The following is a 23,598-nucleotide window of genomic DNA, read 5'->3' as shown; positions in this document are numbered from 1 at the left end:
GGCTCAGGCGCCGTGGTCCGGCGCCTGGCCGGACGGTGCCCGGTAGGGCCGTGTGACATCGCGCAGGGAGACCTCCAGCGCCTCCACCGATAGGCGCACGGCACCATCGCCGGCGAGGGTAAGCAGCACATGGCCCGCGCCGTCCTCGCCCGGCTCGAAGCTGACAGAGAGCAGCGACAGGACCAGATCCTTGTCCTTGCGGTCGACGCCCTGCGAGGAAACGCCCAGCACGTTGTCGATCACCAGCAGCGACTGCACCCGTTCGTAGGACCGGCCGCGGCGCTCGGCAGCGTCACGGTCTTCCCAGCGGAACCGGTTCACCAGCAGTGCAAAGCGGCGCTCAGCCGCGCGCCAGCTCATTTCAGTCACCGGAAACACCGCGTCCTGCAGCAGCGAAGACAGCACCTTAAGGTCCTCTTCCTCCAGCGCGCCCAGGTTCAGCGGCGCCTCGCGGCCGTCCTCAAAGCTGGCATCGGTCATGATTGTTCCTTGATCCGCTCGATTTTCGCGCCGACACCGGACAGCTTGCGCACCACATGCTCGTAGCCGCGGTCCAGGTGATAGACCCGGCTGACCCGGGTTTCGCCTTCTGCCGCCAGACCTGCCAGAATCAGCGAGACAGAGGCCCGCAAGTCGGTGGCCATCACAGGGGCGCCTTTCAGCTTTTCAACACCAGTCACAGTGGCATGGCCGCCATGCACTTCGATCTGCGCGCCCATGCGCACCAGTTCCGGCGCGTGCATGAACCGGTTCTCGAAGATTTTCTCCTCCAGCACCGAGGTGCCTTCGGCGGTGCACATCAGCGCCATCATCTGCGCCTGCAGGTCGGTCGGGAAGCCCGGGAAAGGTTCGGTCACCACATCCACCGCGCGCACCCGGCCGTTCTTGCGGCTGACGGTCAGGCTGTTTTTGCCCTCAGAGATCTCGATGCCGGCGGCTTCCAGCTTGGCGCAGAAGCTTTCCAGCAGGCTGCGGCGGCCGCCCAACAGCTCCACTTCGCCGCCGCAGATCGCGGGGGCCAGCATATAGGTGCCCAGCTCGATCCGGTCGGTCACCACCTGATGAGTCGCGCCATGCAGACGGTCGACCCCCTGGATGGTGATGTCAGGGGAGCCGTCGCCGTCGATCTGGGCGCCCATCTTGCGCAGGCAGTCGGCCAGGTCGACGATCTCCGGCTCGCGCGCGGCGTTCTTGATAACGGTGGTGCCCTTGGCGAGCGTGGCCGCCATCATGATGTTCTCGGTCGCCCCGACAGAGGCAAAGCTCAGCTCCACCACCGCGCCCTTCAGGCCCTTGGGCGCCCTGGCGTGCAGATAACCGTCCTTCAGCTCGATCTCGGCACCCAGGGCCTCCAGCCCGTGGATGTGCAAGTCCATCGGGCGCGCGCCGATGGCGCAGCCGCCCGGCAGCGAGACCACGGCCTGGCCCAGCCGCGCCAGCATCGGGCCCAGCACCAGGTTCGAGGCGCGCATCTTGCGGACGATGTCATAGTCGGCGACGTGGCTGGTCAGGTCATGGCTCGACATCGCCAGAACCTGCCCGTCCTGCAGGCTGGAGACTTCGGCGCCCAGGGACTGCAGCAGCAGCGTCATTGTCTTGATGTCGCTCAGCCGCGGCGCGTTGGTCAGCGTCAGCGGCTCCTCGCTCAGCAGCGTTGCCGGCATCAAGGTGAGGCAGGCGTTCTTGGCGCCGGTAATCGGGATCTGCCCGTTCAGCGGGCCGTTGCCCGTAACCAGAATCGAATCCATCTGAAATTACTCTCCGCTCTTGCCCGTGTCCTGGTCCTGCTTTTCCGCCCGCGCCTTGGCCTGTGCCTTGCGCCGGGCCATGTTTGCCTTGAGCGCCGCCTTCAGCCGGTCTTCGCGCGAAGCTGCGGAACCGTCGTTTTTAGGTGATTTCTTCTCTGCCATAAGACTTCTGTAACTTAGTGCGAAAAAACCGTCCAGAATGGTCTTGCACCCCCCCGCGTTTATGCCTAAAAGCCCCCTCACCGGCGCTGCTGTAGCTCAGAGGTAGAGCACTCCCTTGGTAAGGGAGAGGTCGAGAGTTCAATTCTCTCCAGCAGCACCATTAATCACTGAAATTGCTGAATGATTTCGCCCGTAGCGGCTTCGCGCATTGTCCCGGTTTCGGGCTGTTTTTCTGCGCTCAGCAACCTGGCCGGGTGTGTTGAGCGGCAAACCCGGAATGCCGGAACAGCCTGCCGCCGGCGAATCGGTTGTATGCCCGCAAGGCGCGTTGGCCCGTGGGGGGGAGCTGAGGGGCCGGCGCCCGAAAACGCTCCGCAACGGCTCAAGTATCAATCGCGATGCAGGTGGAATCGGCGGAGCAGGCCGCCTGCCGGCGCAATGCAGCTTTCCGAATCGGCGGCCTGACGGTCAGGCGCGGCTTGCGGCGCATCAATTTCACTTTTTTGAATATTTATCTTTTTCAAATCAGCCACCTGCGAAATGATTCAGATCAAGGTGGCGGCTGCAGCACTTTCCCATGGTGGCGCTGGCAGCGCTGAGACCGGCCAGGCGAAAAGGTGGATCTGACATCACTGTTAGACAGCCATCCGCCGCTTTCGGGCCAGTCTGCCACAGCTTGCGCAGCAGGCTGCGGTTAGGCCGCAAACCTATTGTGTGATAATATTAGCCAAGGAGGACTCATATGTCCGAACAGCCAACCAAAGCCGAAGAGAGGAACACCTTTCTGTTCCTCGCAGTGGTCCTGGCGCCGGTTCTGGCAGTGGGAATCGTCGGCGGATACGGCCTGATCATCTGGATCTCGCAGATCTTCCTGGGACCGCCCACAGGTTAAGGGCCCAGGCACATGCCAGCACATGCCAGCACAGCCCCTTCGCGGCGCGCCTTCCTGACCGGAAGGGTGGCCCGCCCGGATCCGGAATTCCGCCCGCCCTGGACGGATGAGGCCCGGGTGCAGGCGCATTGCACGAGCTGCAATGCCTGCGTGGACAGCTGCCCGGAGAACATTATCGAGTTCGACAGCCGCAACCGCCCGCGGATCAGTTTCCGCGGCGGCGAATGCACCTTCTGCGCCGCCTGCGCCGAAGCCTGTCCCGAACCGGTGTTCGATCTGGAGCAGCCGGCGCCCTGGCCGGTGACGGTTGAGATCACCGGCAGCTGCCTGAATGCCGCAGGTATTGCCTGCCAGCTCTGCACCGACATCTGCGACCCGCGCGCCCTGCGGATGGACCTGTCGGTCCGCCCGGTCGGCGCCATCCAGGTGGACGCCGGCGCCTGCATCGGCTGCGGCGCCTGCCTGTCCACCTGCCCGAACAACGCCATCGCAATCCGCGACCCCCGCCAGCAAAGGATCCCTGCGTGACAGAAGAAATCCATATCTCCAGCCTGCTGGTGCGCTGCAACCCGGCGCAGATGGAGGCCGTCCTGGCCGAAATCAAGTCCATGCCCCGCGCCGAGATTTCGCAAACCGACCCCTCGGGCAAGATTGTCGTCCTGTTCGAGGCGGACAGCGACCGGGCCATCGGCGACGCCCTGGCCAAAATTCAGCTTCTCGACGGCGTCGCCAGCGCGGCGCTTGTCTTCCATCAAACCTGCGATGCGCAGGATCTCGCCATTGAAGAAGGAGTCCCCCAATGACCGGACTTACCCGCCGCGACGCCATCAAGGCGCAGGCTGCCGCAGCCGCGGCGCTTGCCGCCGGCCTGCCGGTTCCCGCGGCAGCGCAGAACCTCGTCACCGATGCCAGCGTGACCGAACTCAAGTGGTCCAAGGCTCCCTGCCGCTTCTGCGGCACCGGCTGCTCCATCATGGTCGCCACCAAGGCCGGCCGCGTGGTCGCCACCCACGGCGACACCCAGGCAGAGGTCAACCGCGGCCTGAACTGCGTCAAAGGCTACTTCCTGTCGAAGATCATGTATGGCGCCGACCGCCTGACCAGGCCTTTGCTGCGCAAGACCAACGGCGAATATGACAAGAACGGCGAATTCACCCCGGTCTCCTGGGATGAGGCCTTCGACATCATGGCCGAGAAGTGGAAGAAGACCCTGGCCGAGAAAGGCCCTGAGGGCATCGGCATGTTCGGCTCCGGCCAGTGGACCGTCTGGGAAGGCTACGCCGCCTCCAAGCTGATGAAGGCGGGCTTCCGCTCCAACAACATCGACCCCAACGCACGCCACTGCATGGCCTCCGCGGTGGGCGGCTTCATGCGCACCTTCGGCATCGACGAGCCGATGGGCTGCTACGACGACTTCGAGAACGCCGACGCCTTCGTGCTGTGGGGCTCGAACATGGCCGAGATGCACCCGATCCTGTGGACCCGCATCTCCGACCGCCGCTTCAGCCACCCGCATGTGAAGGTGGCGGTGCTGTCGACCTTCACCCACCGCAGCTTCGACCTGGCCGACATCCCGGCGGTGTTCACCCCGCACACCGACCTGGTGATGCTGAACTACATCGCCAACTACATCATCCAGAACGGCGCGGTGAACGAGGACTTCGTCTCCAAGCACGTGAACTTCAAGCGCGGCAACCAGGACATCGGCTACGGCCTGCGCCCGGAGCACCCGCTGGAGCAGATGGCCGAGAACGCGGGCAAGGCCGGCGGCGCCTCGGATATGACGTTTGAGGAATTTGCCGAGTTTGTTTCCGAATACACGCTTGAAAAAGCGGCGGAAATGTCCGGTGTCCCGGCTGAGACGCTGGAGAAGATCGCCAAGCTCTATGCCGATCCCGACACCAAGGTGATGTCGCTCTGGACCATGGGCGTGAACCAGCACACCCGCGGTGTCTGGGTCAACAACATGATCTACAACATCCACCTGCTGACCGGCAAAATCTCCACCCCCGGCAACTCGCCGTTCTCGCTGACCGGCCAGCCGTCGGCCTGCGGCACCGCGCGCGAGGTCGGCACCTTTGCCCACCGCCTGCCCGCGGACATGGTGGTCAAGAACCCCGAGCACCGCGCCTATGCCGAGAAGATCTGGAAACTGCCCGAAGGCACCATTCCCGGCTGGGTCGGCTCCCACGCCGTGAAGCAGAACCGCGACCTGAAGGACGGCAAGATCAACTGCTACTGGGTTCAGGTGAACAACAACATGCAGGCCGCCCCTAACATGATGGAGGAAGGGCTGCCGGGCTACCGCAACCCCGACAACTTCATCGTGGTGTCGGACGCCTACCCGACGGTGACCGCGGAAGCCGCCGACCTGATCCTGCCCGCCGCCATGTGGGTGGAGAAGGAAGGCGCCTATGGCAACGCCGAGCGCCGCACCCAGTTCTGGTACCAGCTGGTCAACGCACCGGGCGAGTCCATGTCGGACCTGTGGCAGCTGGCCGAATTCTCCAAGCGCTTCACCACTGACGAGGTCTGGCCGGCAGAAATCCTGGACGCCAACCCCGAATACAAGGGCAAGACCCTGTTCGAGGTGCTGTTCGCCAACGGCAAGGTCGACCAGTTCGAGCTGTCGGAGAAAGCCAAGGAATACGGTAACCACGAATCCGAGGACTTCGGCTTCTACATCCAGAAGGGCCTGTTCGAGGAATACGCCGAATTCGGCCGCGGCAAGGCCCACGACCTGGCGCCGTTCGACACCTACCACGAAACCCGCGGTCTGCGCTGGCCGGTGGTGGACGGCAAGGAAACCCAGTGGCGCTTCAAGGAAGGCTACGACCCCTACGTGAAGGCGGGTTCCGATTTCGAGTTCTACGGCAAGCCCGACGGCAAGGCGGTGATCTTTGCACTGCCCTACGAGCCGCCGGCGGAAAGCCCGGATGCCGAATATCCGATGTGGCTGGCCACCGGCCGCGTGCTGGAGCACTGGCACTCCGGCTCGATGACCCAGCGGGTGCCGGAGCTGTACCAGGCAATCCCGGATGCGCTCTGCTACATGCACCCGGACGATGCCAAGGCGCAGGGCTTCCGGCGCGGCACCGAGGTGCGGGTGATCTCGCGGCGCGGCGAAATCCGCACCCGGGTGGAAACCCGCGGCCGCAACAAACCGCCCAAAGGCCTGGTCTTTGTGCCCTGGTTCGATGCGCGCCGGCTGATCAACAAGGTCACGCTGGACGCCACCGATCCGATCTCGAAACAGACGGACTTCAAAAAATGCGCAGTCCGTATCGAAGCAGTGTGAGGCCCGTCATGAAACATCTCCGTCTCGCCATCCTGGCCGCACCGATCCTGCTGGCCTCGGCAGCTTTCGCCCAGAACCAGGTCGCCACGCTGCGCAACACCGCGCCGCTGGGCGAGCAGGGCGAAGCCACCCAGATCCCAGGTGTAGTCAACACCGACATCCGCCAGGTGCGCAACTACCCGGACCAGCCGCCGCTGGTCCCGCACAAGACCGACAACTACCAGGTCGATCTGAACTCCAACAAATGCCTGACCTGCCACAGCCGCACGGCCGTGGAGGTCAGCCAGGCGCCGATGATCTCGGTCACCCACTTCATGAACCGCGAGGGCCAGACCCTCGGCGCGGTCAGCCCGCGGCGCTATTTCTGCAACCAGTGCCACGTGGTGCAGACCAATGCCCGGCCGCTGGTCGAGAATGAGTTCGTCGATGTCGACAAGGTGATCGACTACGTGAAGGCACAGCAGGGCGGGGTGGATTGATGTTTGGTTTCCTGAAACGGCTCTGGTGGATCATCAGGCGGCCCAGTGCCTACTTTTCGCTTGGCTTCCTGACCATGGGCGGCTTTGTGATGGGGATCATCTTCTGGGGGGGCTTCAACACCGCGCTTGAGGTCACCAACACCGAGGCCTTCTGCACCAGCTGCCACGAAATGCGCGACAACGTGTTCGAGGAGCTGAAGCCGACGATCCACTATTCCAACCGCTCCGGCGTCCGGGCCTCGTGTCCCGACTGCCACGTGCCGCACAACTGGACCAACAAGATCGCCCGCAAGATGCAGGCCTCCAAGGAGGTCTGGGGCAAGATCTTCGGCACCATCAACACGCGGGAGAAATTCCTGGAGCACCGGCTGGAGCTGGCGCAGCACGAATGGGCGCGGCTTGAAGCCAACGACAGCTTGGAGTGCCGCAACTGCCACTCCGACGAGTCGATGGATATCACCCGTCAGTCCAAGCGGGCAGCGGATGCGCATGAGCGCTTCCTGTTCACCGGCGAGAAAACCTGCATCAACTGCCACAAGGGTATCGCCCACCAGCTGCCCGACATGGCCGCAGCCGAAGGCGAAGATCATGCAGGCCTGCTGGTACCGGCCCACGGCGAGGGCCTCCTGGCCAGCACCCGCAGCTACCTGGGCCTGAGCAGCGACTGACGCCGCCAGCCCCGCAAAACACGAAAAGGCCGCTGTCCCGATGGGCAGCGGCCTTTTCAGTGTTTGATGCGCTGAATACTTCCCCGGATCGCTTGCGATCCGGTTCGCGCCCGGCCCCGCCCCCCAGGGCGGGCGCAAAATACTGCTCCGTTGGAATATGCCGCCAAGCTTGCGGTATGCGTAGCCTCGGTATCAAGCCGCACCGCGCCCACCCCCGGGACCGGGCGCGAACCTGCTGCTGAAACTGAATAAATCCGTCTCAGACCTTACAACGGGATGCTGCCCAGATGCTCCTCGCCGCGCGCGCGGGCCAGCTGCATCTGTTTCTGACGCTCGCGGAACCGCGCCTTGTCCGCTTCCGAGGTCTGATCGATACACAGGTGGCAGCTGACGCCCTGCTCGAACTCGGGCCGCGCCTTGTCCTCCGGCAGGATCGGGCGGCGGCAGCCGTGGCACAGCTCATGCGGGCCTTCGACCAGCCCGTGGCCGACCGACACCCGGTTGTCGAAGACAAAGCATTCGCCCTCCCAGGTGCTGTTGTCCGCCGGCATTTCCTCCAGGTAGCGCAGGATGCCGCCCTTCAGGTGGTAGACATCCTCCACCCCCTGGCCCAGCAGGTAGTTGGTGGATTTCTCGCAGCGGATGCCGCCGGTGCAGAACATCGCAACCCGCTTGTTGTGGAAGCGGTCCTTGTTCTCTTCCCACCATGCCGGGAAATCGCGGAAGCTCTCGGTCTTGGGGTCGATCGCGCCCTCGAAGGTGCCGATGGCCACCTCGTAGTCATTACGGGTGTCGATCAGCACAACATCGTCCTGCCGGATCAGATCGTTCCACTCTTCCGGCTCGACGTAATGACCGACGGAGGCCAGCGGATCCACGTCCGGCTGGCCCATGGTCACGATCTCTTTCTTCAGCCGCACCTTCATCTTGCCAAAGGGCGGCTCAGCAGCGGTGGCCTCTTTCCATTCCAGCCCCGCACAGCCCGGCAGCGACTTGATATGCGCCAGCACCGCGTCGATGCCTGCGCGCGGGCCGGCGATGGTGCCATTGATCCCCTCTTGCGCCAGCAGCAGCGAGCCTTTGACGTCCTGCGCCTGGCACAGGTCCAGAAGCGCCGGGCGGATCGCGGTGGGATCGGGGAAACGGGTGAAGTGATAGAGGGCAGCAATCGTGTACATGCCCCGCCCTTAGAACCATGCGCCCGGGTTTTCAAGAGAAAGAACCCGCCCCGCAGCGCCAATAAAATAAGGGCTTTGGATGTATCTTTCCGCCCGGCCGGGCCGCAGGCCGCCAACAGCAGTTCCCAAGACCCGCCCGCACCGCTACATATTGTGTACCCAGCATAGGAGATGCCGATGACCCAGGCCCTGATCGTTGTCGATGTGCAGAATGATTTCTGCCCCGGAGGCGCGCTGGCGGTGCCCGGCGGGGATGAGGTGGTGGCCCCCATCAATGCGATGATGGACAGGTTTGATGCGGTGATCCTGACCCAGGACTGGCACCCGGCGGGGCATTCCTCCTTTGCCTCTTCCCATGCGGGCAAGGCGCCGTTTGAGACGACGGAAATGCCCTATGGAACCCAGGTTTTGTGGCCCGATCACTGCGTGCAGGGAACCGGGGGCGCCGCCTTTCACAAGGATTTGCGCACCGATGGCGACCTGATCATCCGCAAGGGCTTCCGGGCGGCAATCGACAGCTACTCGGGCTTCTTCGAAAATGACCGGACCACCCCCACCGGGCTGGAAGGATACCTGCGCAGCCGCGGCGTCACCCGGCTGACCCTGGCCGGGCTGGCCACCGATTTCTGCGTTGCGTTCACTGCGCTGGATGCAGCCCGGCTCGGTTTCGACGTGACCGTGGAGCTGCCGGCCTGCCGCGCCATCGACCTGGATGGCTCGCTGCAGGCAGCTCTGTCGCAAATGGGGGAGGCAGGGGTGCGCCTGCAATCCTGAGTTGAAGTTTCCAAATGTTAACCAATTGGGGGTAACACAGGCAGGGAGTCCGGACAGCAAGGCTGACTGATGGATGCAAGGAACGGGCCGGATAACGGCCCATTGGCCAGCTATGAAAGGAAGTACAGCTCTCTGGAGCTGATGCTGCGCTATGCCAAAGGGCGCTACAAAACCTTTTGGCCGCGCCAGTTTTTTGTCTTTGGGGTTTGCCTTCTGCTGGGGCTGGCAACGGACATGACCATTGCCGCTCTTGGTTTCCTCGCGGCCCTGTCCGGCGACGCCGCCGACAGTTTCTGCCTGCGGCGGCTCCCGGTGCTGGCGGCCCAAGGGGTTCCGGAAGGGCGGCTGCGGCTGCTGTCCACCGTGTCGGCGGCGGTCTATGGCGCCGGGATGAGCATCTGCGCCACCCTGCCGTACTGGCCCTGGGCGGAGGCCGGTGTGGACACCGATCACCACCTGGACATTCTGTTCACCATCGCCTTGCTTGCAGGCATCGCGATGAATGCCGCGATCACCCTGCCGTACCACCGGGCGGCCTCGCTGGTCTGGATGGTGCTGTTCTGTGCCGTGCCTGCCGCCATGCTCGGCGTCGACCTGACTGCGGGCGGCGGGTTCACAACCGAATGGCAGCTGCACGCCGCCGGGGTTGTCACCCTGACCGGCTACATGTTCTGGCTGGCCGCCTACGGGCGGCGCGCCTTTGAAAACACCCGCCAGTACAATCAGGAAACGGCCGCTCAGCAGCAGCAGCTGGAGGCTGCAAATAACCGCCTGCAAGAGCAGCGGATGGAGGCCCGGCGCCTGGCGCTGGTGGCGGAAAACGCCAATGACAGCGTGATGCTGATGGACAGGGAAGGGCGGATCACCTGGGTCAATGACAGTTTCACCCGCATCACCGGCTATTCCTTTCAAGAGGCGCTGGGCCGGCTGCCCGGTGATCTTCTGAACAGCGGCGAGACCGATCCGGCCACCATTCAGCGGCTGAAGGACAGCGTCCGCTATGCCCGCCCGGTCCGGCTGGAAATCCGCAACCGCTGCAAGGACGGGCGGCTGGTCTGGATCGAAACCAGCCAGGTGCCGATGCTGAACAGCGACGGCAGGCTCGAAACCATGATCGCGGTGGAGCGCGACATCACCGCCGCCAAGGAACATGCCCGGCAGCTGGAAAAGGCGCGCATCGCGGCAGAAGACGGCGCCCGCGCCAAGGCCGATTTCCTCGCCACCATGAGCCACGAGATCCGCACCCCGATGAACGGGGTGATCGGCATGGCGCAGCTGTTGCGCGACAGCGGCCTCAGCGAGGAGCAGGCGCTTTATGCCGATACCATCCTCAATTCCGCAGACATGCTGCTGGCCCTGATAGATGACGTCCTCGACTTCTCCAAGATGGACGCAGAGGAACTGGCCCTCAGCCCGGTCAATTTCGATCCCCGCGCCAGCTTCGAAAACACGGTCCGTCTGCTGCAGGCCCAAGCAGCGGCCAAGGGGCTGGACCTTACGCTGGAGATCCAGGACGGCCTTCCTGCGCAGCTGCACGGGGATGACAGGCGGATCCGGCAGATCCTGATGAACCTTGCCGGCAACGCCATCAAGTTCACCAAACAGGGCCGGGTGGCCGTGGCGCTGGGCGGCGCTCCCGCGGCGCGCGGGTATGAGCTGACCTTCACCGTGACCGACACCGGCATCGGCATCGCCGAGGAGAAGCTGGCCGATGTGTTCGAGCGGTTCTCGCAGGCGGATGCCGCAATCAGCCGGCGGTTCGGCGGCACCGGCCTGGGGCTGGCCATCTCCCGGCGCCTGGCAGAGGCCATGGGCGGCGGCATCGCGGTGTCCTCGGAATTGGGCACCGGCTCCTGCTTTGCGGTGCGGCTGCACCTGGAGGACGCGCGGGCGGAAAGCGCTGCACCGCTGGCGGCGGCTGACGAAGCAAGCGATCCGGCGGCGCTGGACGGGCTGCGGGTGCTGGTGGCTGAGGACAACGCGGTGAACCGGCTGCTGGTGGAGAAGTTCCTGCACGCCACGCCTGTCGAACTGGCCTTCGCGCAGGATGGCCGCGAGGCGGTGGCGCAATTCGAAGACTTTGCGCCCGACATCATCCTGATGGACATGTCGATGCCGGAAATGGACGGGCTGGAGGCAACCCGGGCAATCCGGGCCTTGCCCCGGCCGCAGCCTGCCATTGTCGCCCTGACGGCCAATGCCTTCGAGTCCGACCGCAAGGCCTGCCTGGCCGCGGGCATGGATGAATTCATGAGCAAGCCGATCAGCAAAACCAAGCTTCTGGACCTGCTGGCCAAGCTGGCGCCGCAGGCGCAAAGCCGCCGCGCGGGCTGATCTCCTTGCCCCGGCTGCCGGGCTGTCCTATCAATCAGTGACCCTTATGCACGAGGCCGCCGGTGGACATTGCAACCCGCGTCTACAATCACAAATGGAAGATCGATCCGATCGTCCGGTCGCTGATCGACACTGATTTCTATAAGCTTCTGATGTGCCAGTCGGTGTTCCGCAACAAGCCGGACACCACCGTGACCTTCTCGCTGATCAACCGCTCCGCGCAGGTGCCGCTGGCAAAACTGATTGACGAGGGCGAGCTGCGCGAACAGCTCGACCACATCCGCTCGCTGTCGCTCAGCCGCGGCGAAAGCACCTGGCTGCGCGGCAATACATTCTATGGCAAGCGGCAGATGTTCCGCCCCGATTTCATGGAGTGGTTCGAGGGGCTGCGCCTGCCGCCCTATCACCTGGAGCGCAAGGGCGACCAGTACGAGCTGACGTTTGAGGGCAAGTGGCACGAGGTGATGCTGTGGGAAATCCCGGCGCTGGCGGTGCTGATGGAGCTGCGCAGCCGCGCGGTGCTGGACCGGATGGGCCGGTTCGAGCTGCAGGTGCTGTACGCCCGCGCCATGACCCGCGTCTGGGAAAAGATCGAGCGCCTGCGCGAAGTGGACGGGCTCACCATAGCCGATTTCGGCACCCGCCGCCGCCACTCGTTTCTCTGGCAGGACTGGTGCGTGCAGGCGATGATCGAGGGGCTGGGGGAGAAATTCACCGGCACCTCCAACTGCCTCATCGCGATGCGCCGCGAGGTGGAGGCGATCGGCACCAATGCCCATGAACTGCCGATGGTATATTCGGCGCTGGCGGGCAGCGACGCTGAACTGGCTCAGGCCCCTTATGACGTTCTGTCCGACTGGCATGACGAGCACGAGGGCAACCTGCGCATCATCCTGCCCGACACCTACGGCACTGAAGGATTCCTGGACCGCGCGCCGGACTGGCTGGCCGGCTGGACCGGCATCCGCATCGACAGCGGCGATCCGGTCAAGGGCGCCGAGGTGGCGATCAACTGGTGGAAGGACCGCGGCGAGGATCCGGCGGAGAAACGGGTGATCTTCTCCGATGGGTTGGACGTGCAGCAGATCCAGGCCCTGAACGCGCAATTCTCGGACCGCACCAAGGTCTCTTTCGGCTGGGGCACGCTGTTGACCAACGACTTCCGCAAGCTGGTGCCGGATGACGCGCTGGCGCCGTTCTCGCTGGTCTGCAAGGCGGTTGCGGCCAACGGGCGGCCCACGGTGAAGCTGTCCGACAACCCGGAAAAGGCGATGGGCCCGAAAGACGAGATCGAGCGCTACAAGCGTGTTTTCGGCGTCGGCAAGCAGGAGCGGCAGGCGGTAATCGTTTGAGGGCAGAAGAGGGGGCGCCGCCCCCTCGGCCTGGGGCCTCACCCCGGAGTATTTTGGAAAGATGAGAGGGGCGCGCGCTCAGCCGTGATGCGCTGCCACGGTCTTCAGCTGCGAGAAACCGTAGAGCGCCTCAAAGCCTTTTTCCCGCCCGTGGCCGGACTTCCCGACCCCGCCGAACGGCAGCTCCACCCCGCCGCCGGCGCCGTAGTTGTTGATGAAGACCTGCCCGGCGCGCAGCCGTTTCGCCAGCCGCATCTGCCGCGCCCCGTCACGGGTCCAGACGCTGGCGACCAGGCCGTACTCGGTGGCATTGGCAATCCGCAGCGCGTCTTCTTCGGTCTCAAACGGGATCAGCACCTGAACCGGGCCAAAGATTTCCTCCCGCGCCAGCGCGTGATCTTCCGGCACGTCCGAAAACAGGGTGGGGCGCACATAGGCGCCGCTCGCCGGTGCGTTGTCCACGATGGCGCCCTGTGCCGCCACCGGCAGGTCCGCGCCCTGCTTCAGATAGTCCTCGACAATTTGCTTCTGCCGGGCGGAAATCAGCGGCCCGACCCGCAGGTCCTCAGCTGCCGGCCCCACGGTGAGCGTGCCAAAGGCCGCTGCCATCCGCGCTTTCACATCCTCATAAACCCCGCGCTGCACCAGAATGCGCGAGGACGCGGAACAGGTCTGGCCCGCGTTCTGGATGCCCGCGTTCACCAGGAACGGCAGGGCCGCATCCAGATCGGCATCGTCGAACACCAGCTGCGGGGACTTGCCGCCCAGCTCCAGCGTCACCGGCACCACATTTGCCCCCGCCGCCTGCTGCACCAGCGCGCCGGTTCTGACCGACCCGGTGAAGGAGATGTGATGCACGCCCGGATGCCCGGCCAGCGCCGCGCCGGCCTCAGCCCCCAAGCCCGGCACCACGTTCAGGGCACCGGCGGGCAGCCCGGCCTCCATGGCGATATGGGCAAAGGCCAGCGCGGTCAGACAGGCTTCCTCGGCCGGTTTCAGCACGCAGGCATTGCCCATCGCCAGCGCCGCGCCGACGGAGCGGCCGATGATCTGCATCGGATAGTTCCAGGGCACGATATGGCCGGTCACCCCATGCGGCTCCCGCAGGGTGTAGACGGTGTAGCCATCCAAATAGGGTATGGTCTCCCCCATCACCTTGTCCGCCGCGCCGCCGTAGAACTCGCAATAGCGCGCCAGCGCCACTGCGTCGGCGCGGGCCTGGGTCAGCGGCTTGCCCACATCCATTGCCTCGATCGCCGCCAGCAGCTCCACCCGCTCCAGCACGAACTGGCCGATCCGGGTCAGGATGCGGCCCCGCTCCAGCGCGGTCATGCGGCCCCATTTGCCGTCCAAAGCTGCCTCCGCCTCCAGCACCGCGGCCTCGATATCCGCCGCTCCGCCGCGGGCAATCCGGCAGATTTCGCTGCCATCCGAGGGGTTCACCAGCGGCAGCGTGCCGCCGCTGGCCGCAGGCAGCCACTTGCCGCCAACGAGGCAGAGCGCGGGATCGAACCAGAGGGGGTCAGACATGCTGGGGGCTCCTTTCGGGATCGGAAGTATCGGGCAGCACCGGCGCTGCGGCGATCAGCTGGCGGGTGTAGGGGTGCTGGGGATCGCTGAACACGGCTTCGGTTCCGCCCTGCTCGACGATCTCGCCCTGTTTCATCACCAGACAGCGGTCGGTGATCGTGCGCACCACGCTCAGGTCGTGGCTGATAAACAGATAGGTGAGGGAATAGGCCGCGCACAGCTCCGCCAGCAGGTCGAGGATGCGGGCGCGGACCGAGACGTCGAGGGCAGAGACCGCCTCGTCAAAGATGATCAGCTCCGGCCGGGTGATCAGGGCGCGGGCAATGGCAATGCGCTGGCGCTGGCCGCCGGAGAACTGGTGGATGTATTTGCCGGCATCTTCCGGCGTCAGCCCGACGGCTCTCAGGGTTTCGGCAATCAGATCCCTGCGCGCCGTCCCGGCGGGCGGATCAGCCAGTGTGTGGAATGGTTCGGTGATCAGCCGCTCCACCCGGTGGCGCGGGTTGAAGCTGCCGTAAGGATCCTGGAACACCACCTGAATTTTGCGCCGAATCGCCGGATCGAGGTGAGTCGTCACGGGTCCCCCGTCCAGCAGGATCTCCCCGCCTTGCAGCGGCTCCAGCCCCAGAATTGCCCTTGTTAGGGTCGATTTTCCGCAACCCGACTCACCCACCAGCCCCAGCCGCTCGCCGCGGTTCAGGGTGAAGGAGACATTGTTCACGGCGCGGAAGCTGCCCGGTTTGGCAAACAGCGATTCGCGCGGGGTTTTGTAGTCGCGCACCGCGTTCCTGACGTCCAGCAGCGGCGCCGGGGCAGGCGGCTGTGGCAAAGCCACCTGATGGCTGGAGGCCTCAAACAGCATCTTCGTGTAGGGGTGGCGCATGTTGCGCAGGAGCCAGTCCGTGTGGCCGGTCTCCACCACCTCGCCATGGCGCATGACGACGATCCGGTCGGCCAGATCCGCCACCACGGCCAGATCATGGGTGATGATAAGCAGCCCCATGCCATAGTCCTGCACCAGGTCCTTCAGCAGTTCCAGGATTTGCGCCTGGGTGGTCACGTCCAGTGCGGTGGTCGGCTCATCCGCGATCAGCAGTTTCGGGCGCAGGGCAATGGCCATGGCGATAACCACCCGCTGGCGCTGGCCGCCTGACAGCTCATGCGGGTAACGCGACAGCGGAAAGCGGTCCTGCGGCAGCCCGACCCGCTCCAGCACCTCACGCGCGCGGGCTTCGGCCTGCTCCCGCGGCATCGCCTTGTGGATCAGGATGGTTTCCATCACCTGCTCGCCGATGGTTTGCACAGGGTTCAGCGCGGTCATCGGCTCCTGGAACACCATTCCGACGGACTGGCCGCGGATCGCGCACATCCGGTCCTCGGACTGCTCCAGCAGTTGAGTGCCCTCCAGGGTGATATAGCCGCTGGCCTCCGCCAGATCCGGCAGCAGCTGCATGATGGCGAGTGCGGTCATCGACTTGCCCGAGCCGCTCTCGCCGGTGACGGCAACAATCTCGCCCGGATCGACGTGGAAGGACACATCCTTCAGCACCTGGAAGGCGCCGATCTTCAGCGACAGGCTGGTGACATCCAGAAGCGTCATGTGCGTGCCACCCTGAGTTTCGGATCCAGATAATCGCGCAGGCCATCGCCCAGCAGGTTCAGCCCCAGCACGGTGAGGATGATCGCCATGCCCGGCACCAGTGCCAGATGCGGCGCAAAGCTGACCATGGTCTGCGCATCAGCCAGCATCCGCCCCCAGCTGGGGGTGGGCGGCTGCGCGCCAAGGCCGACGTAGCTGAGGCCCGCCTCCGCCAGAATGCCCAGCGAGAATTGGATGGTGCCCTGCACGATCAAGAGGTTCATCACATTGGGCAGGATATGCTCCGCCGAGATCCGTGCCGCGCCTTTGCCTGCCACCCGCGCGGCCAGGATGAACTCCCGCTCCCACAGGGACAGCGCCGCGCCGCGGGTAATGCGGGCAAAGACGGGGATGTTGAAAATGCCGATGGCGATGATGGCGTTGACCGCGCCGGCGCCAAGGACGGCGGTGATCAGGATGGCGATCACCAGCGACGGGAAGGCAAAGACCAGATCGTTGCCGCGCATGATCAATTCATCCAGCCACGATCCCTTGCGCGCCGCGGCGGCCAGCCCCAGCGGCACGCCCGCGCCCATGCCGATGCCGACGGCCACCAGCGCCACGGCGATGGAGGTGCGTGCGCCGACCATGATCATCGACATCAGGTCGCGCCCGAAATGATCGGTGCCCAGCCAGTGCTGCGCATTGGGCGTCTGCAGCTTGGCGGGGATGTTCATCGCCGCGTGGTCGAAGGGTGTCCAGACGAAGGACACCGCCGCCGCCAGCAGCACCAGCGAGGACAGCAGGGCGCCAAGGATCAGGTTGCGGGTCATGAACGGCTCCTGAGGCGCGGGTCGACCAGCGCATAGGCGAGATCGACCAGGAAATTCACCGTGATGACGGCAAAGACCAGCAGCATCACCACCGACTCCACCACGATCAGATCGCGCGAGGAAATCGCCTGGAACACCAGCCGCCCGAGGCCAGGCAGGTAGAACACCTGTTCAATGATGATGGCGCCCGCCAGCAGGAAGGAGAACTGCAGCCCAATGATGGTCAGCACCGGGATCAGCGCATTGCGCACGCCGTGCCGCCACAGCGCCTGGTTCCGGGTCAGACCCTTGGCGCGGGCGGTGCGCATGAAATCCTCGCCCAGGATGTCCAGCAGGGCGGAGCGCATGACGCGGGTCAGGATTGCCGCCTGCGGCAGCGCCAGTGCGATTGCGGGCAGGGTGAGCGCATGGAGGCCGCTCAAAAGACCAGCCTCCCAGCCCGGAAACCCGCCCGCGCCGAACCAGCGCAGGTTGATGGCAAAGATCAGCACCAGCATCATCGCAAACCAGAAGTTCGGCACCGCGACGCCCAGCTGGGTCGCGCCCATCACCGCCATATCGCCCGGCTTGCCGCGGCGGGCCGCGGCGTAGATGCCGGCCGGAAAGGCAATGAAGGTGGACAGTGTCAGCGCATAGAGCGCCAGCGGCAGCGACACCCACAGCCGGTCCGCGATCATCCCCGCGACCGGCGTGCGGTAGGTGTAGGAGGTGCCGAAATCGCCGCTCAGCATGCCCGCCGCCCACGTCAGGTATCGGGCCAGCTTGCCCTGATCCAGCCCCAGCTCCGCCTGCAGCGCGGCGACGGTATCAGGCTGCGCGTTGACCCCCAGCATGAAGGAGGCCGGGTCGCCCGGCGCCACCTCCACCACGAGGAAGATCACCAGCGAGGCAACGGCCAGGCTGAGGATCAGCGACAACAGGCGTTTCAGGGCATAGCGCAGCATGGCTGCCACGTTAGGAGCCTGCGGGGAACGGGTCCAGAGGGAGGTGGAGGGAAACCGCAGCTGACCGGCAAAAATGCGCAGCGTCAAAGGGTTGAGCGGGCGTTCGCCTGGGACTCGGGCGAGGAACGGGGACAGGCCCTTTGGCAGCGGGCGGAAACCGGCTATCTCTCTTTCATGCTGTCCCGCCCCCTGTTCATCGGATCGGAAATCTACCGCGGCTCATCTTATGGCCGCACCCACCCCCTGCGGGTGCCGCGGGTCTCGACCGTGATGGACCTGTCCCGCGCGCTGGGCTGGCTGCCGGACTCGGTCTATGTGAACTCGCCCCGCGCCAAGCCGGCGGCGCTGACCATCTGGCACACGCCCGAGTACATCGCGGCGCTGCAGGCGGCGGAGGCAGCGCAGGAGGTGAGCGCGGCGGTGCGCGCGCGGCATCATCTCGGCACCATCTCTAATCCGGTGTTTCCGGAGATCTTCCGCCGCCCGGCCACCGCCGCTGGCGGGTCGATTCTGGCGGGCGAACTGCTGGCGGATGGCGGCATCATCTATAACCCTGCAGGCGGCACCCATCACGGGATGCCGGACCGGGCCAACGGCTTCTGCTATCTGAACGATCCGGTGCTGGCGATGCTGTCGCTGCGCCACCACGGCGCGCAGCGGATCGTCTATGTGGACATCGACGCGCATCACGCCGACGGGGTGGAGCACGGCTTTGCCGGCGACAAGGACATGCTGATGATCTCGGTGCATGAGGAAAACCTCTGGCCTAAGACCGGCAGGCTGACGGAGGACGCGGGCGGTTCGGCCCTGAACCTGCCGGTGCCGCGCGGCTTCAACGATGATGAGATGGCCCATATCCGCGATGAACTGATCCTGCCGGTGGTGGACGCCTTCGCGCCCGACGCCATCGTGCTGCAATGCGGGGCGGATGCGGTGACCGAAGACCCGCTGCCGCATCTGAGTCTGTCGAACAACGCCCATTGGGCGGTGGTGCGGGTGCTGATGGCAATGGCGCCGCGCTATCTGGTGCTGGGCGGGGGCGGTTACAACCCGTGGTCGGTGGGGCGGCTCTGGACCGGGGTCTGGGCCGCGCTGAACGGATTTGAGGTGCCGGAGCGGCTGCCCGCAGAAGGCGAAGCGGTGCTGCGCGGGCTGGAGTTCAACGGCAACCGGCTGGGCCGCAACCCGCCGGAGCATTGGTTCACCACGCTCAGGGACAAGCCGCGCGGCGGAGAGGTCCGGCAGGAAATCCGCGAGCGCGTGGCTTATCTGCGGGACAGGTGTTTCAGGGGCTAGCGCAGCGTCGGCGCTACGCCGGGCCCGGTTCGCCTAGGATGTGACCAGGAACTTCAGCACGGCAAGTCCGACGATGGCCGCGTAGCCAATGGGGTAGATCCACTTCAGAGCATAATTGTCGAGCTTCCGGGCCAGCGTCTCGCGCCCGGCCAGCTTGAGTTTGCGCAGCACCACGTTGAAGACGATGATCGCACCGGTGGCGAGGAACATCCATTGCAGGATGAAATCGAGAAAAGTCAGATATCCCAGCTTGGGCAGGTCCGCCGAAATCGCCCAGTTGAAGGCCACAAAGACCAGCAGGTTCGCCCCCGAAATCTCGATCCGCTTCCGGTACTCGTCGAGGAAAAAGACCGACCAGCTTACCGTGATCAGGACGAGCATAGGGAGAAACACCCGGATCAGGTAATAGGTGATGTGCCTTTTGCCCTCGAAAACCAGCGTGATCTGGTCGCTCTCATGGCCTGAAATCCCTTCGGCATTGGTCTGGATCAGGTGTGCGTTTCCAAGGATCCATTCTTCCTCGCCCAGCATGCCGCCCAGCCCGGAATATTCGTTCAGCGGATAGTAGTTCACGTATGCCGAAGGCAGTACTGACGCGACTTCGAACTGGAACCGCTGGGTATCGAACGGGTATTTCCTGAAATCAAAATGCGGGGCCTGAAGCGTCAGCGAGGATTTTTCGACATAGACCACACTGCCGTCTGAGCGCACGCCGGCCGCGGATTGGTGAATCCAGCGGTTGGATTGCTGGTTCATGATGACGAACACCGGGACGACCGCGCCGGCAGACTTGGCATAGTCCGCCAGCGCATCGGGTTGGAAGATGCGGACATCGCGCCCGAATTCCTCGGCATCGAAAGCCAGCGCCGGGTCCGTCCACTCGGCCCGGATGACCGCGACGGCGCTATAGTTCTCGGCTTTCTGATCGACGTTGACAATCTGGTCGATCTTGATGCCGATGCCCACTTCCAGCGGGGTATCCAGCTGTCCGGTCAAACCTTCCAGACCGCCCGAAAGCTCCGCCCGGGCCCAGGCCGGCCAGGCAAGGCAGGCCAAACCCAGCAGGATCAGACCCCAAAAGCGGCCGAGAGGCCGAAAGATACCTGAAAACACCATACTCAAACTGCCGATTCACAAGGTGAAGCCGCGAAGCCCGGCCGGCAGGGGCTTCGCGGCAATGCTGTCACTCTGCCCAGCTTAGCGCGCTCAGGTCGATGGCGGCAGTGGGCGCGTTTTCCCACAGCCCCTGCAGCCCGGCCTTGGCCACCCCCAGCTTGGCCAGCTGGAACAGGTAGCCGTTCACGTAATCCGCCGCGATCATCTCCTGCGCCTCCTGCAGGAGTGCGGTGCGGGCCTCCGGGCCGGTGGTGGCGTTCAGCTTGGCCATCAGTTCCTGAAAGGCTTTGCTGTCATACTGGAAGTAATACTCAGGCCGGGCATAGATGCCGATATCCATCGGCTCGGTATGGCTGACAATGGTCAGGCCAAAGCTCTTGCCGCGGAACACGCTTTCCAGCCACTGCGCCCATTCCACGTTGATGATCTCAGCCTTGATCCCCACCGCGGCCAGTTGTGCCGCAACAATCTCGCCGCCGCGCCGCGCATAGGAGGGCGGCGGCAGGTGCAGGGTGGTCTCGAACCCGTTCGGGAAGCCTGCTTCGGCCAGCAGCGCCTTGGCCTGCTCCGGATCATGGGCGGAATTGCCGGTCAGGTCCTTGTAGGCCGGGTTGTGCGGCGCAAAATGGGTGCCGATCGGGGTGCCGTAGCCGAACATGGCGCCATCGATGATCGCCTGCCGGTCGATGGCATGGGCCACCGCCTGCCGCACCCGGATGTCGTCAAACGGCGGCTGCTTGTTGTTGGTGGACAGGATCGTTTCGCCCTCGGTCGATCCCACCAGCACCTGGAACCGCGGGTCAGCCTCGAACTGCGGCAGGTTTTCCGGCGCCGGGAAGTTGTCAAAGGCGTCGATATCCTCTGCCATCATCGCGGCGAACGCAGCGGTCGGGTCGGAGATGAACTTGAAGGTGGCCGAGGCCAGGGGCGGCTGATCGCCCCAGTAATCCGGGTTGCGCGCCAGCGTGATGCGGTCGCCCTGCACCCATTCCTGGAAGGTATAGGCGCCGGTGCCGACCGGATTGGTCTTGATGTTTTCGATGCTCTCCGGCGCCACGATCACCGCATCGCCCCAGGCGAGGTTGAACAGCAGGCTGCCGTTCGGCGCCTCCAGCGTGATCTGCACGGTCTGCGGATCCTCCGCATCCACGGCGGTGATCCCTTCGAACAGCGCTTTCTGCGCGTTGGTGCTGTCCTCGGCGCGGGCGCGGTCGAGCGAGAATTTCACATCCTCCGCATCCATCGCGCTGGCGTCGTGGAAGGTGACGCCCTCACGCAGCTTGAAGGTATAGACCGTGCCGTCTTCGGAGATTTCCCAGCTTTCCGCCAGCCCCGGCACCACCGAGCCGTCGCCCATGAAGCGCGTGAGCCCCTCGAAGACATTGCTGTAAACCACCGAGTCGATGGCCTGCGCGGCGGCACTGGTCGGGTCCAGATGCGGCGGCTCCAGCTGCAGGCCGATGGTGACGCTGTCCTTGGCCCAGGCGCCGCCCGCCACCAGCGCCAGCACCGAACTGGCGGCAAAAACAAAGGATCTGAAACCCATCTGAAATCTCCCTGTTTGCAATCTGCGGGCTTGAAAATGGCGCCCATTGGAAACGAGTTTCCCTGTTTCCCGAGCGTAATCAAGGGTGGGCGGCATTTCGCGCACTGGAAGCACGCGGCGTTAATTGGTAGTCCGTGTCCACTCTAAGAACCGCGGACAGGACAGCTATGAGCGCGACAGCCAAGAAACAGGCGCCCAACGCCGAAGACCTCCGTGCCCGCAAGGGCGGCACCCCTTTGGTGAGCCTGACGGCCTATACCACGCCGATGGCGCGGCTGATGGACAAGCACTGCGACTTTGTGCTGGTCGGCGACAGCGTCGGCATGGTGCTGCACGGGCTGACCTCCACCCTGGGCGTGACGATGGAGATGATGATCATGCACGGCCAGGCGGTCGCGCGCGGTCTGAACCAGGCAATGCTGGTCATCGACATGCCCTTCGGGTCTTACGAGGAAGGCCCGCAGCAGGCGTTCCGCAACGCTGCCCGGCTGATGGCGGAAACCGGCTGCGCCGCGGTCAAACTGGAAGGCGGCGTCGAGATGGCCGAAACCATCCGCTTTCTCGTGAAACGCGGAATCCCGGTGATGGCGCATATTGGCCTCACGCCGCAGTCGATCAACACCCTGGGCGGCTACAAGGTGCAGGGCCGCGATGCGCAGGCTGATGCCGTGCTGGCCGATGCCCGCGCGGTGGCGGATGCTGGCGCGTTTTCCGTGGTGCTGGAGAAGGTGCCGCAGAAACTGGCCGACAAGATCACCGCCGAAGTGGCGATCCCCACCATCGGCATCGGCGCAAGCGCCGGATGTGACGGGCAGATCCTGGTGGTTGACGACATGCTGGGCTTTTTCACCGCGTTCAAGCCGAAATTTGTCAAACGCTACGCCGACCTTGGCCCGCTGGCAGAGGCAGGCATTGCCGAATACGCCGCTGAAGTGCGGGCACGCAGCTTCCCCGCGGCAGAGCACGTGTTCGCTGATCAAGCGCCCTCCAAAGGATGAGTGCCGGCATGACCGCCCCGATCCTCCGCCGCCTGTCAGACCTGCGCGCCAAGACAGGTGAATGGCGCCGCAACGGTGAAACCATCGGCCTGGTGCCGACCATGGGCGCGCTGCACGCTGGCCATCTGTCGCTGGTGGAGACCGCCAAACAGGCTTGCGACCGGGTGATTGTGACCATCTTCGTGAACCCCAAGCAGTTCAACAATCCGGAGGATCTAGCGAACTACCCGCGTACCGAGAACGAGGATGCGGAGAAGCTCGCGCCGTACGGTGTTGACCTGATCTATGTTCCGGACCCGGACCAGATCTATCCTGACGGCTATGCCACCAATGTCTCGGTCGGCGGCAGCATCACCGCGGTGATGGAAGGCCCCTTCCGCCCCGGCCACTTCGATGGTGTTGCAACGGTGGTTGCCAAGCTGTTCCTGCAGACCAGCGCGGACAAGGCGTTCTTTGGCCAGAAGGACTATCAGCAGCTGATGGTGGTGACCCGCATGGCCCGTGATCTGGATATCCCGATTGAGGTCATTGGCTGCGAAACCGTGCGCGAGCCTTCGGGCCTCGCCATGTCTTCCCGCAATCTGCGTCTGTCGGAGGAGGCTTTGGCCAAGGCTGCGGCGTTGAATGCGGCCATGCGCGAAGCTGCCGCCAAGGCGTCCGAGGGCGAACCCTGGGCGCCGCTGGAGGCCGCCGCGCGGCAGGCACTGGCTGAGGCAGGGTTTGGCGATGTGGAATACTTCGACCTGCGCTGCGCCGAAACGCTGGAGGCGTTGGACACTCCAACCCGTCCGGCACGCCTGCTGGCCGCGGCCTGGATGGATGGCATCCGCCTGATCGACAATATCGCAGTATCTAAACTAAATTTTTAGTA

The 23,598-nt window shown here is 64.6% G+C and carries 23 protein-coding genes and 1 tRNA gene; 14 read left to right on the top strand and 10 right to left on the bottom strand.

The features are described from left to right. Positions 1-3: 3 nt before the first annotated feature. The 3 genes from AC58NV_RS19955 to AC58NV_RS19945 are packed head-to-tail and all read right to left on the bottom strand — an operon-like array spanning position 4 to position 1,910. Positions 4-480 carry a DUF2948 family protein gene (locus AC58NV_RS19955; RefSeq protein WP_366663148.1) on the bottom strand — a complete coding sequence of 159 codons (477 nt, stop codon included), beginning with the start codon at positions 478-480 and terminating at the stop codon, positions 4-6. Continuing rightward, entirely contained in the window at positions 477-1,748 is a 1,272-nt protein-coding gene (murA, locus tag AC58NV_RS19950) for a UDP-N-acetylglucosamine 1-carboxyvinyltransferase (protein ID WP_497228690.1), read from the bottom strand. The genes AC58NV_RS19955 and murA overlap by 4 nt, the downstream gene beginning before the upstream one ends. 6 nt (positions 1,749-1,754) lie before the next feature. Then, positions 1,755-1,910 (bottom strand): hypothetical protein, encoded by a 156-nt coding sequence (locus AC58NV_RS19945; RefSeq protein WP_222504739.1) that lies wholly within the window; start codon positions 1,908-1,910, stop codon positions 1,755-1,757. Between the two features lie 85 nt (positions 1,911-1,995). Here AC58NV_RS19945 and AC58NV_RS19940 point away from each other — a divergent pair. The 8 genes from AC58NV_RS19940 to AC58NV_RS19905 all read left to right on the top strand — a co-directional run bounded on the left by AC58NV_RS19940 (position 1,996) and on the right by AC58NV_RS19905 (position 7,247). Then, positions 1,996-2,070 (top strand) — tRNA-Thr (locus AC58NV_RS19940). Between the two features lie 238 nt (positions 2,071-2,308). Then, positions 2,309-2,509, top strand: a complete 201-nt coding sequence (locus AC58NV_RS19935) for a hypothetical protein (protein WP_497228689.1) — start codon at positions 2,309-2,311, stop codon at positions 2,507-2,509. A gap of 143 nt (positions 2,510-2,652) precedes the next feature. Next, on the top strand, positions 2,653-2,802 hold the full coding sequence (gene napE, locus AC58NV_RS19930) for a periplasmic nitrate reductase, NapE protein (RefSeq protein WP_065268982.1): 150 nt from the start codon (positions 2,653-2,655) through the stop codon (positions 2,800-2,802). A 12-nt stretch (positions 2,803-2,814) separates the two neighbouring features. Beyond that, positions 2,815-3,330, top strand: coding sequence for a ferredoxin-type protein NapF (locus AC58NV_RS19925; protein ID WP_497228688.1), 516 nt, complete (start codon positions 2,815-2,817; stop codon positions 3,328-3,330). Then, complete coding sequence (locus AC58NV_RS19920) at positions 3,327-3,605, top strand: chaperone NapD (RefSeq protein ID WP_366663144.1); 279 nt, start codon at positions 3,327-3,329, stop codon at positions 3,603-3,605. Before AC58NV_RS19925 ends, AC58NV_RS19920 begins: the two co-directional genes overlap by 4 nt. After that, a complete protein-coding gene (gene napA, locus AC58NV_RS19915; RefSeq protein WP_497228687.1) occupies positions 3,602-6,100 on the top strand; it encodes a nitrate reductase catalytic subunit NapA in 2,499 nt (832 codons plus the stop codon). Before AC58NV_RS19920 ends, napA begins: the two co-directional genes overlap by 4 nt. Before the next feature lie 8 nt (positions 6,101-6,108). After that, positions 6,109-6,579, top strand: a complete 471-nt coding sequence (locus tag AC58NV_RS19910; protein ID WP_497228686.1) for a nitrate reductase cytochrome c-type subunit — start codon at positions 6,109-6,111, stop codon at positions 6,577-6,579. Further along, complete coding sequence (locus tag AC58NV_RS19905) at positions 6,579-7,247, top strand: cytochrome c3 family protein (RefSeq protein WP_497228685.1); 669 nt, start codon at positions 6,579-6,581, stop codon at positions 7,245-7,247. The genes AC58NV_RS19910 and AC58NV_RS19905 overlap by 1 nt, the downstream gene beginning before the upstream one ends. Positions 7,248-7,513: 266 nt before the next feature. On the opposite strand, the gene trhO is transcribed toward AC58NV_RS19905, so the two are convergent. Next, the gene (gene trhO / locus AC58NV_RS19900; RefSeq protein ID WP_497228684.1) at positions 7,514-8,425 is read right to left on the bottom strand and encodes an oxygen-dependent tRNA uridine(34) hydroxylase TrhO; all 912 of its coding nucleotides are present in this window, start codon (positions 8,423-8,425) and stop codon (positions 7,514-7,516) included. A 177-nt stretch (positions 8,426-8,602) separates the two neighbouring features. Between trhO and pncA the strand changes: the two genes are divergently transcribed. The 3 genes from pncA (at position 8,603) to pncB (ending at position 12,885) form a co-directional block, all read left to right on the top strand. Beyond that, positions 8,603-9,199, top strand: a complete 597-nt coding sequence (gene pncA, locus AC58NV_RS19895; protein WP_497228683.1) for a bifunctional nicotinamidase/pyrazinamidase — start codon at positions 8,603-8,605, stop codon at positions 9,197-9,199. Positions 9,200-9,268: 69 nt separating this feature from the next. Continuing rightward, positions 9,269-11,533, top strand: coding sequence for an ATP-binding protein (locus AC58NV_RS19890; protein WP_497228682.1), 2,265 nt, complete (start codon positions 9,269-9,271; stop codon positions 11,531-11,533). Positions 11,534-11,595: 62 nt separating this feature from the next. Further along, positions 11,596-12,885 carry a nicotinate phosphoribosyltransferase gene (pncB, locus tag AC58NV_RS19885; protein WP_497228681.1) on the top strand — a complete coding sequence of 430 codons (1,290 nt, stop codon included), beginning with the start codon at positions 11,596-11,598 and terminating at the stop codon, positions 12,883-12,885. A gap of 78 nt (positions 12,886-12,963) precedes the next feature. Here the strand turns inward: pncB and AC58NV_RS19880 are convergent, their stop codons facing one another. The 4 genes from AC58NV_RS19880 to AC58NV_RS19865 are packed head-to-tail and all read right to left on the bottom strand — an operon-like array spanning position 12,964 to position 17,771. After that, positions 12,964-14,415 carry an aldehyde dehydrogenase family protein gene (locus tag AC58NV_RS19880; protein ID WP_497228680.1) on the bottom strand — a complete coding sequence of 484 codons (1,452 nt, stop codon included), beginning with the start codon at positions 14,413-14,415 and terminating at the stop codon, positions 12,964-12,966. Beyond that, positions 14,408-16,015: an ABC transporter ATP-binding protein gene (locus tag AC58NV_RS19875; RefSeq protein WP_497228679.1), complete on the bottom strand. Its 1,608-nt coding sequence runs from the start codon at positions 16,013-16,015 to the stop codon at positions 14,408-14,410. Before AC58NV_RS19875 ends, AC58NV_RS19880 begins: the two co-directional genes overlap by 8 nt. Continuing rightward, entirely contained in the window at positions 16,012-16,827 is an 816-nt protein-coding gene (locus AC58NV_RS19870; protein WP_497228678.1) for an ABC transporter permease, read from the bottom strand. Before AC58NV_RS19870 ends, AC58NV_RS19875 begins: the two co-directional genes overlap by 4 nt. Continuing rightward, complete coding sequence (locus tag AC58NV_RS19865) at positions 16,824-17,771, bottom strand: ABC transporter permease (protein ID WP_497228726.1); 948 nt, start codon at positions 17,769-17,771, stop codon at positions 16,824-16,826. Before AC58NV_RS19865 ends, AC58NV_RS19870 begins: the two co-directional genes overlap by 4 nt. A 174-nt stretch (positions 17,772-17,945) precedes the next feature. On the opposite strand from AC58NV_RS19865, the gene AC58NV_RS19860 reads away from it, so the two are divergent. Beyond that, the gene (locus AC58NV_RS19860; protein ID WP_497228677.1) at positions 17,946-19,067 is read left to right on the top strand and encodes an acetoin utilization protein AcuC; all 1,122 of its coding nucleotides are present in this window, start codon (positions 17,946-17,948) and stop codon (positions 19,065-19,067) included. Positions 19,068-19,100: 33 nt separating this feature from the next. Here AC58NV_RS19860 and AC58NV_RS19855 read toward each other — a convergent pair whose 3' ends face one another. Both AC58NV_RS19855 and AC58NV_RS19850 read right to left on the bottom strand, forming a co-directional pair. Beyond that, a complete protein-coding gene (locus AC58NV_RS19855) occupies positions 19,101-20,183 on the bottom strand; it encodes a ligand-gated ion channel (RefSeq protein ID WP_497228725.1) in 1,083 nt (360 codons plus the stop codon). Positions 20,184-20,250: 67 nt separating this feature from the next. Further along, positions 20,251-21,729, bottom strand: coding sequence for an ABC transporter substrate-binding protein (locus tag AC58NV_RS19850; protein WP_497228676.1), 1,479 nt, complete (start codon positions 21,727-21,729; stop codon positions 20,251-20,253). A gap of 167 nt (positions 21,730-21,896) precedes the next feature. On the opposite strand from AC58NV_RS19850, the gene panB reads away from it, so the two are divergent. After that, positions 21,897-22,727, top strand: a complete 831-nt coding sequence (panB, locus tag AC58NV_RS19845; protein WP_497228675.1) for a 3-methyl-2-oxobutanoate hydroxymethyltransferase — start codon at positions 21,897-21,899, stop codon at positions 22,725-22,727. Between the two features lie 8 nt (positions 22,728-22,735). After that, complete coding sequence (panC, locus tag AC58NV_RS19840; RefSeq protein ID WP_497228674.1) at positions 22,736-23,596, top strand: pantoate--beta-alanine ligase; 861 nt, start codon at positions 22,736-22,738, stop codon at positions 23,594-23,596. Positions 23,597-23,598 lie beyond the last annotated feature (2 nt).

The sequence above is a fragment of the Leisingera sp. ANG49 genome, assembly GCF_059694505.1.
The sequence above is the reverse complement of the archived record's forward strand: the minus strand, read 5'-3'. Positions and strand labels throughout refer to the sequence as shown.

What these genes read in the sequence shown, in the direction of transcription:
- AC58NV_RS19955 (WP_366663148.1), bottom strand. Translation starts at nt 480, where the DNA reads ATGACCGATGCCAGCTTTGAGGACGGCCGCGAGGCGCCGCTGAACCTG.
- murA (WP_497228690.1), bottom strand. Translation starts at nt 1,748, where the DNA reads ATGGATTCGATTCTGGTTACGGGCAACGGCCCGCTGAACGGGCAGATC.
- AC58NV_RS19945 (WP_222504739.1), bottom strand. Translation starts at nt 1,910, where the DNA reads ATGGCAGAGAAGAAATCACCTAAAAACGACGGTTCCGCAGCTTCGCGC.
- AC58NV_RS19935 (WP_497228689.1), top strand. Translation starts at nt 2,309, where the DNA reads ATGCAGGTGGAATCGGCGGAGCAGGCCGCCTGCCGGCGCAATGCAGCT.
- napE (WP_065268982.1), top strand. Translation starts at nt 2,653, where the DNA reads ATGTCCGAACAGCCAACCAAAGCCGAAGAGAGGAACACCTTTCTGTTC.
- AC58NV_RS19925 (WP_497228688.1), top strand. Translation starts at nt 2,815, where the DNA reads ATGCCAGCACATGCCAGCACAGCCCCTTCGCGGCGCGCCTTCCTGACC.
- napA (WP_497228687.1), top strand. Translation starts at nt 3,602, where the DNA reads ATGACCGGACTTACCCGCCGCGACGCCATCAAGGCGCAGGCTGCCGCA.
- AC58NV_RS19910 (WP_497228686.1), top strand. Translation starts at nt 6,109, where the DNA reads ATGAAACATCTCCGTCTCGCCATCCTGGCCGCACCGATCCTGCTGGCC.
- AC58NV_RS19905 (WP_497228685.1), top strand. Translation starts at nt 6,579, where the DNA reads ATGTTTGGTTTCCTGAAACGGCTCTGGTGGATCATCAGGCGGCCCAGT.
- trhO (WP_497228684.1), bottom strand. Translation starts at nt 8,425, where the DNA reads ATGTACACGATTGCTGCCCTCTATCACTTCACCCGTTTCCCCGATCCC.
- pncA (WP_497228683.1), top strand. Translation starts at nt 8,603, where the DNA reads ATGACCCAGGCCCTGATCGTTGTCGATGTGCAGAATGATTTCTGCCCC.
- AC58NV_RS19890 (WP_497228682.1), top strand. Translation starts at nt 9,269, where the DNA reads ATGGATGCAAGGAACGGGCCGGATAACGGCCCATTGGCCAGCTATGAA.
- AC58NV_RS19880 (WP_497228680.1), bottom strand. Translation starts at nt 14,415, where the DNA reads ATGTCTGACCCCCTCTGGTTCGATCCCGCGCTCTGCCTCGTTGGCGGC.
- AC58NV_RS19875 (WP_497228679.1), bottom strand. Translation starts at nt 16,015, where the DNA reads ATGACGCTTCTGGATGTCACCAGCCTGTCGCTGAAGATCGGCGCCTTC.
- AC58NV_RS19870 (WP_497228678.1), bottom strand. Translation starts at nt 16,827, where the DNA reads ATGACCCGCAACCTGATCCTTGGCGCCCTGCTGTCCTCGCTGGTGCTG.
- AC58NV_RS19865 (WP_497228726.1), bottom strand. Translation starts at nt 17,771, where the DNA reads ATGCTGCGCTATGCCCTGAAACGCCTGTTGTCGCTGATCCTCAGCCTG.
- AC58NV_RS19860 (WP_497228677.1), top strand. Translation starts at nt 17,946, where the DNA reads ATGCTGTCCCGCCCCCTGTTCATCGGATCGGAAATCTACCGCGGCTCA.
- AC58NV_RS19855 (WP_497228725.1), bottom strand. Translation starts at nt 20,183, where the DNA reads ATGGTGTTTTCAGGTATCTTTCGGCCTCTCGGCCGCTTTTGGGGTCTG.
- AC58NV_RS19850 (WP_497228676.1), bottom strand. Translation starts at nt 21,729, where the DNA reads ATGGGTTTCAGATCCTTTGTTTTTGCCGCCAGTTCGGTGCTGGCGCTG.
- panB (WP_497228675.1), top strand. Translation starts at nt 21,897, where the DNA reads ATGAGCGCGACAGCCAAGAAACAGGCGCCCAACGCCGAAGACCTCCGT.
- panC (WP_497228674.1), top strand. Translation starts at nt 22,736, where the DNA reads ATGACCGCCCCGATCCTCCGCCGCCTGTCAGACCTGCGCGCCAAGACA.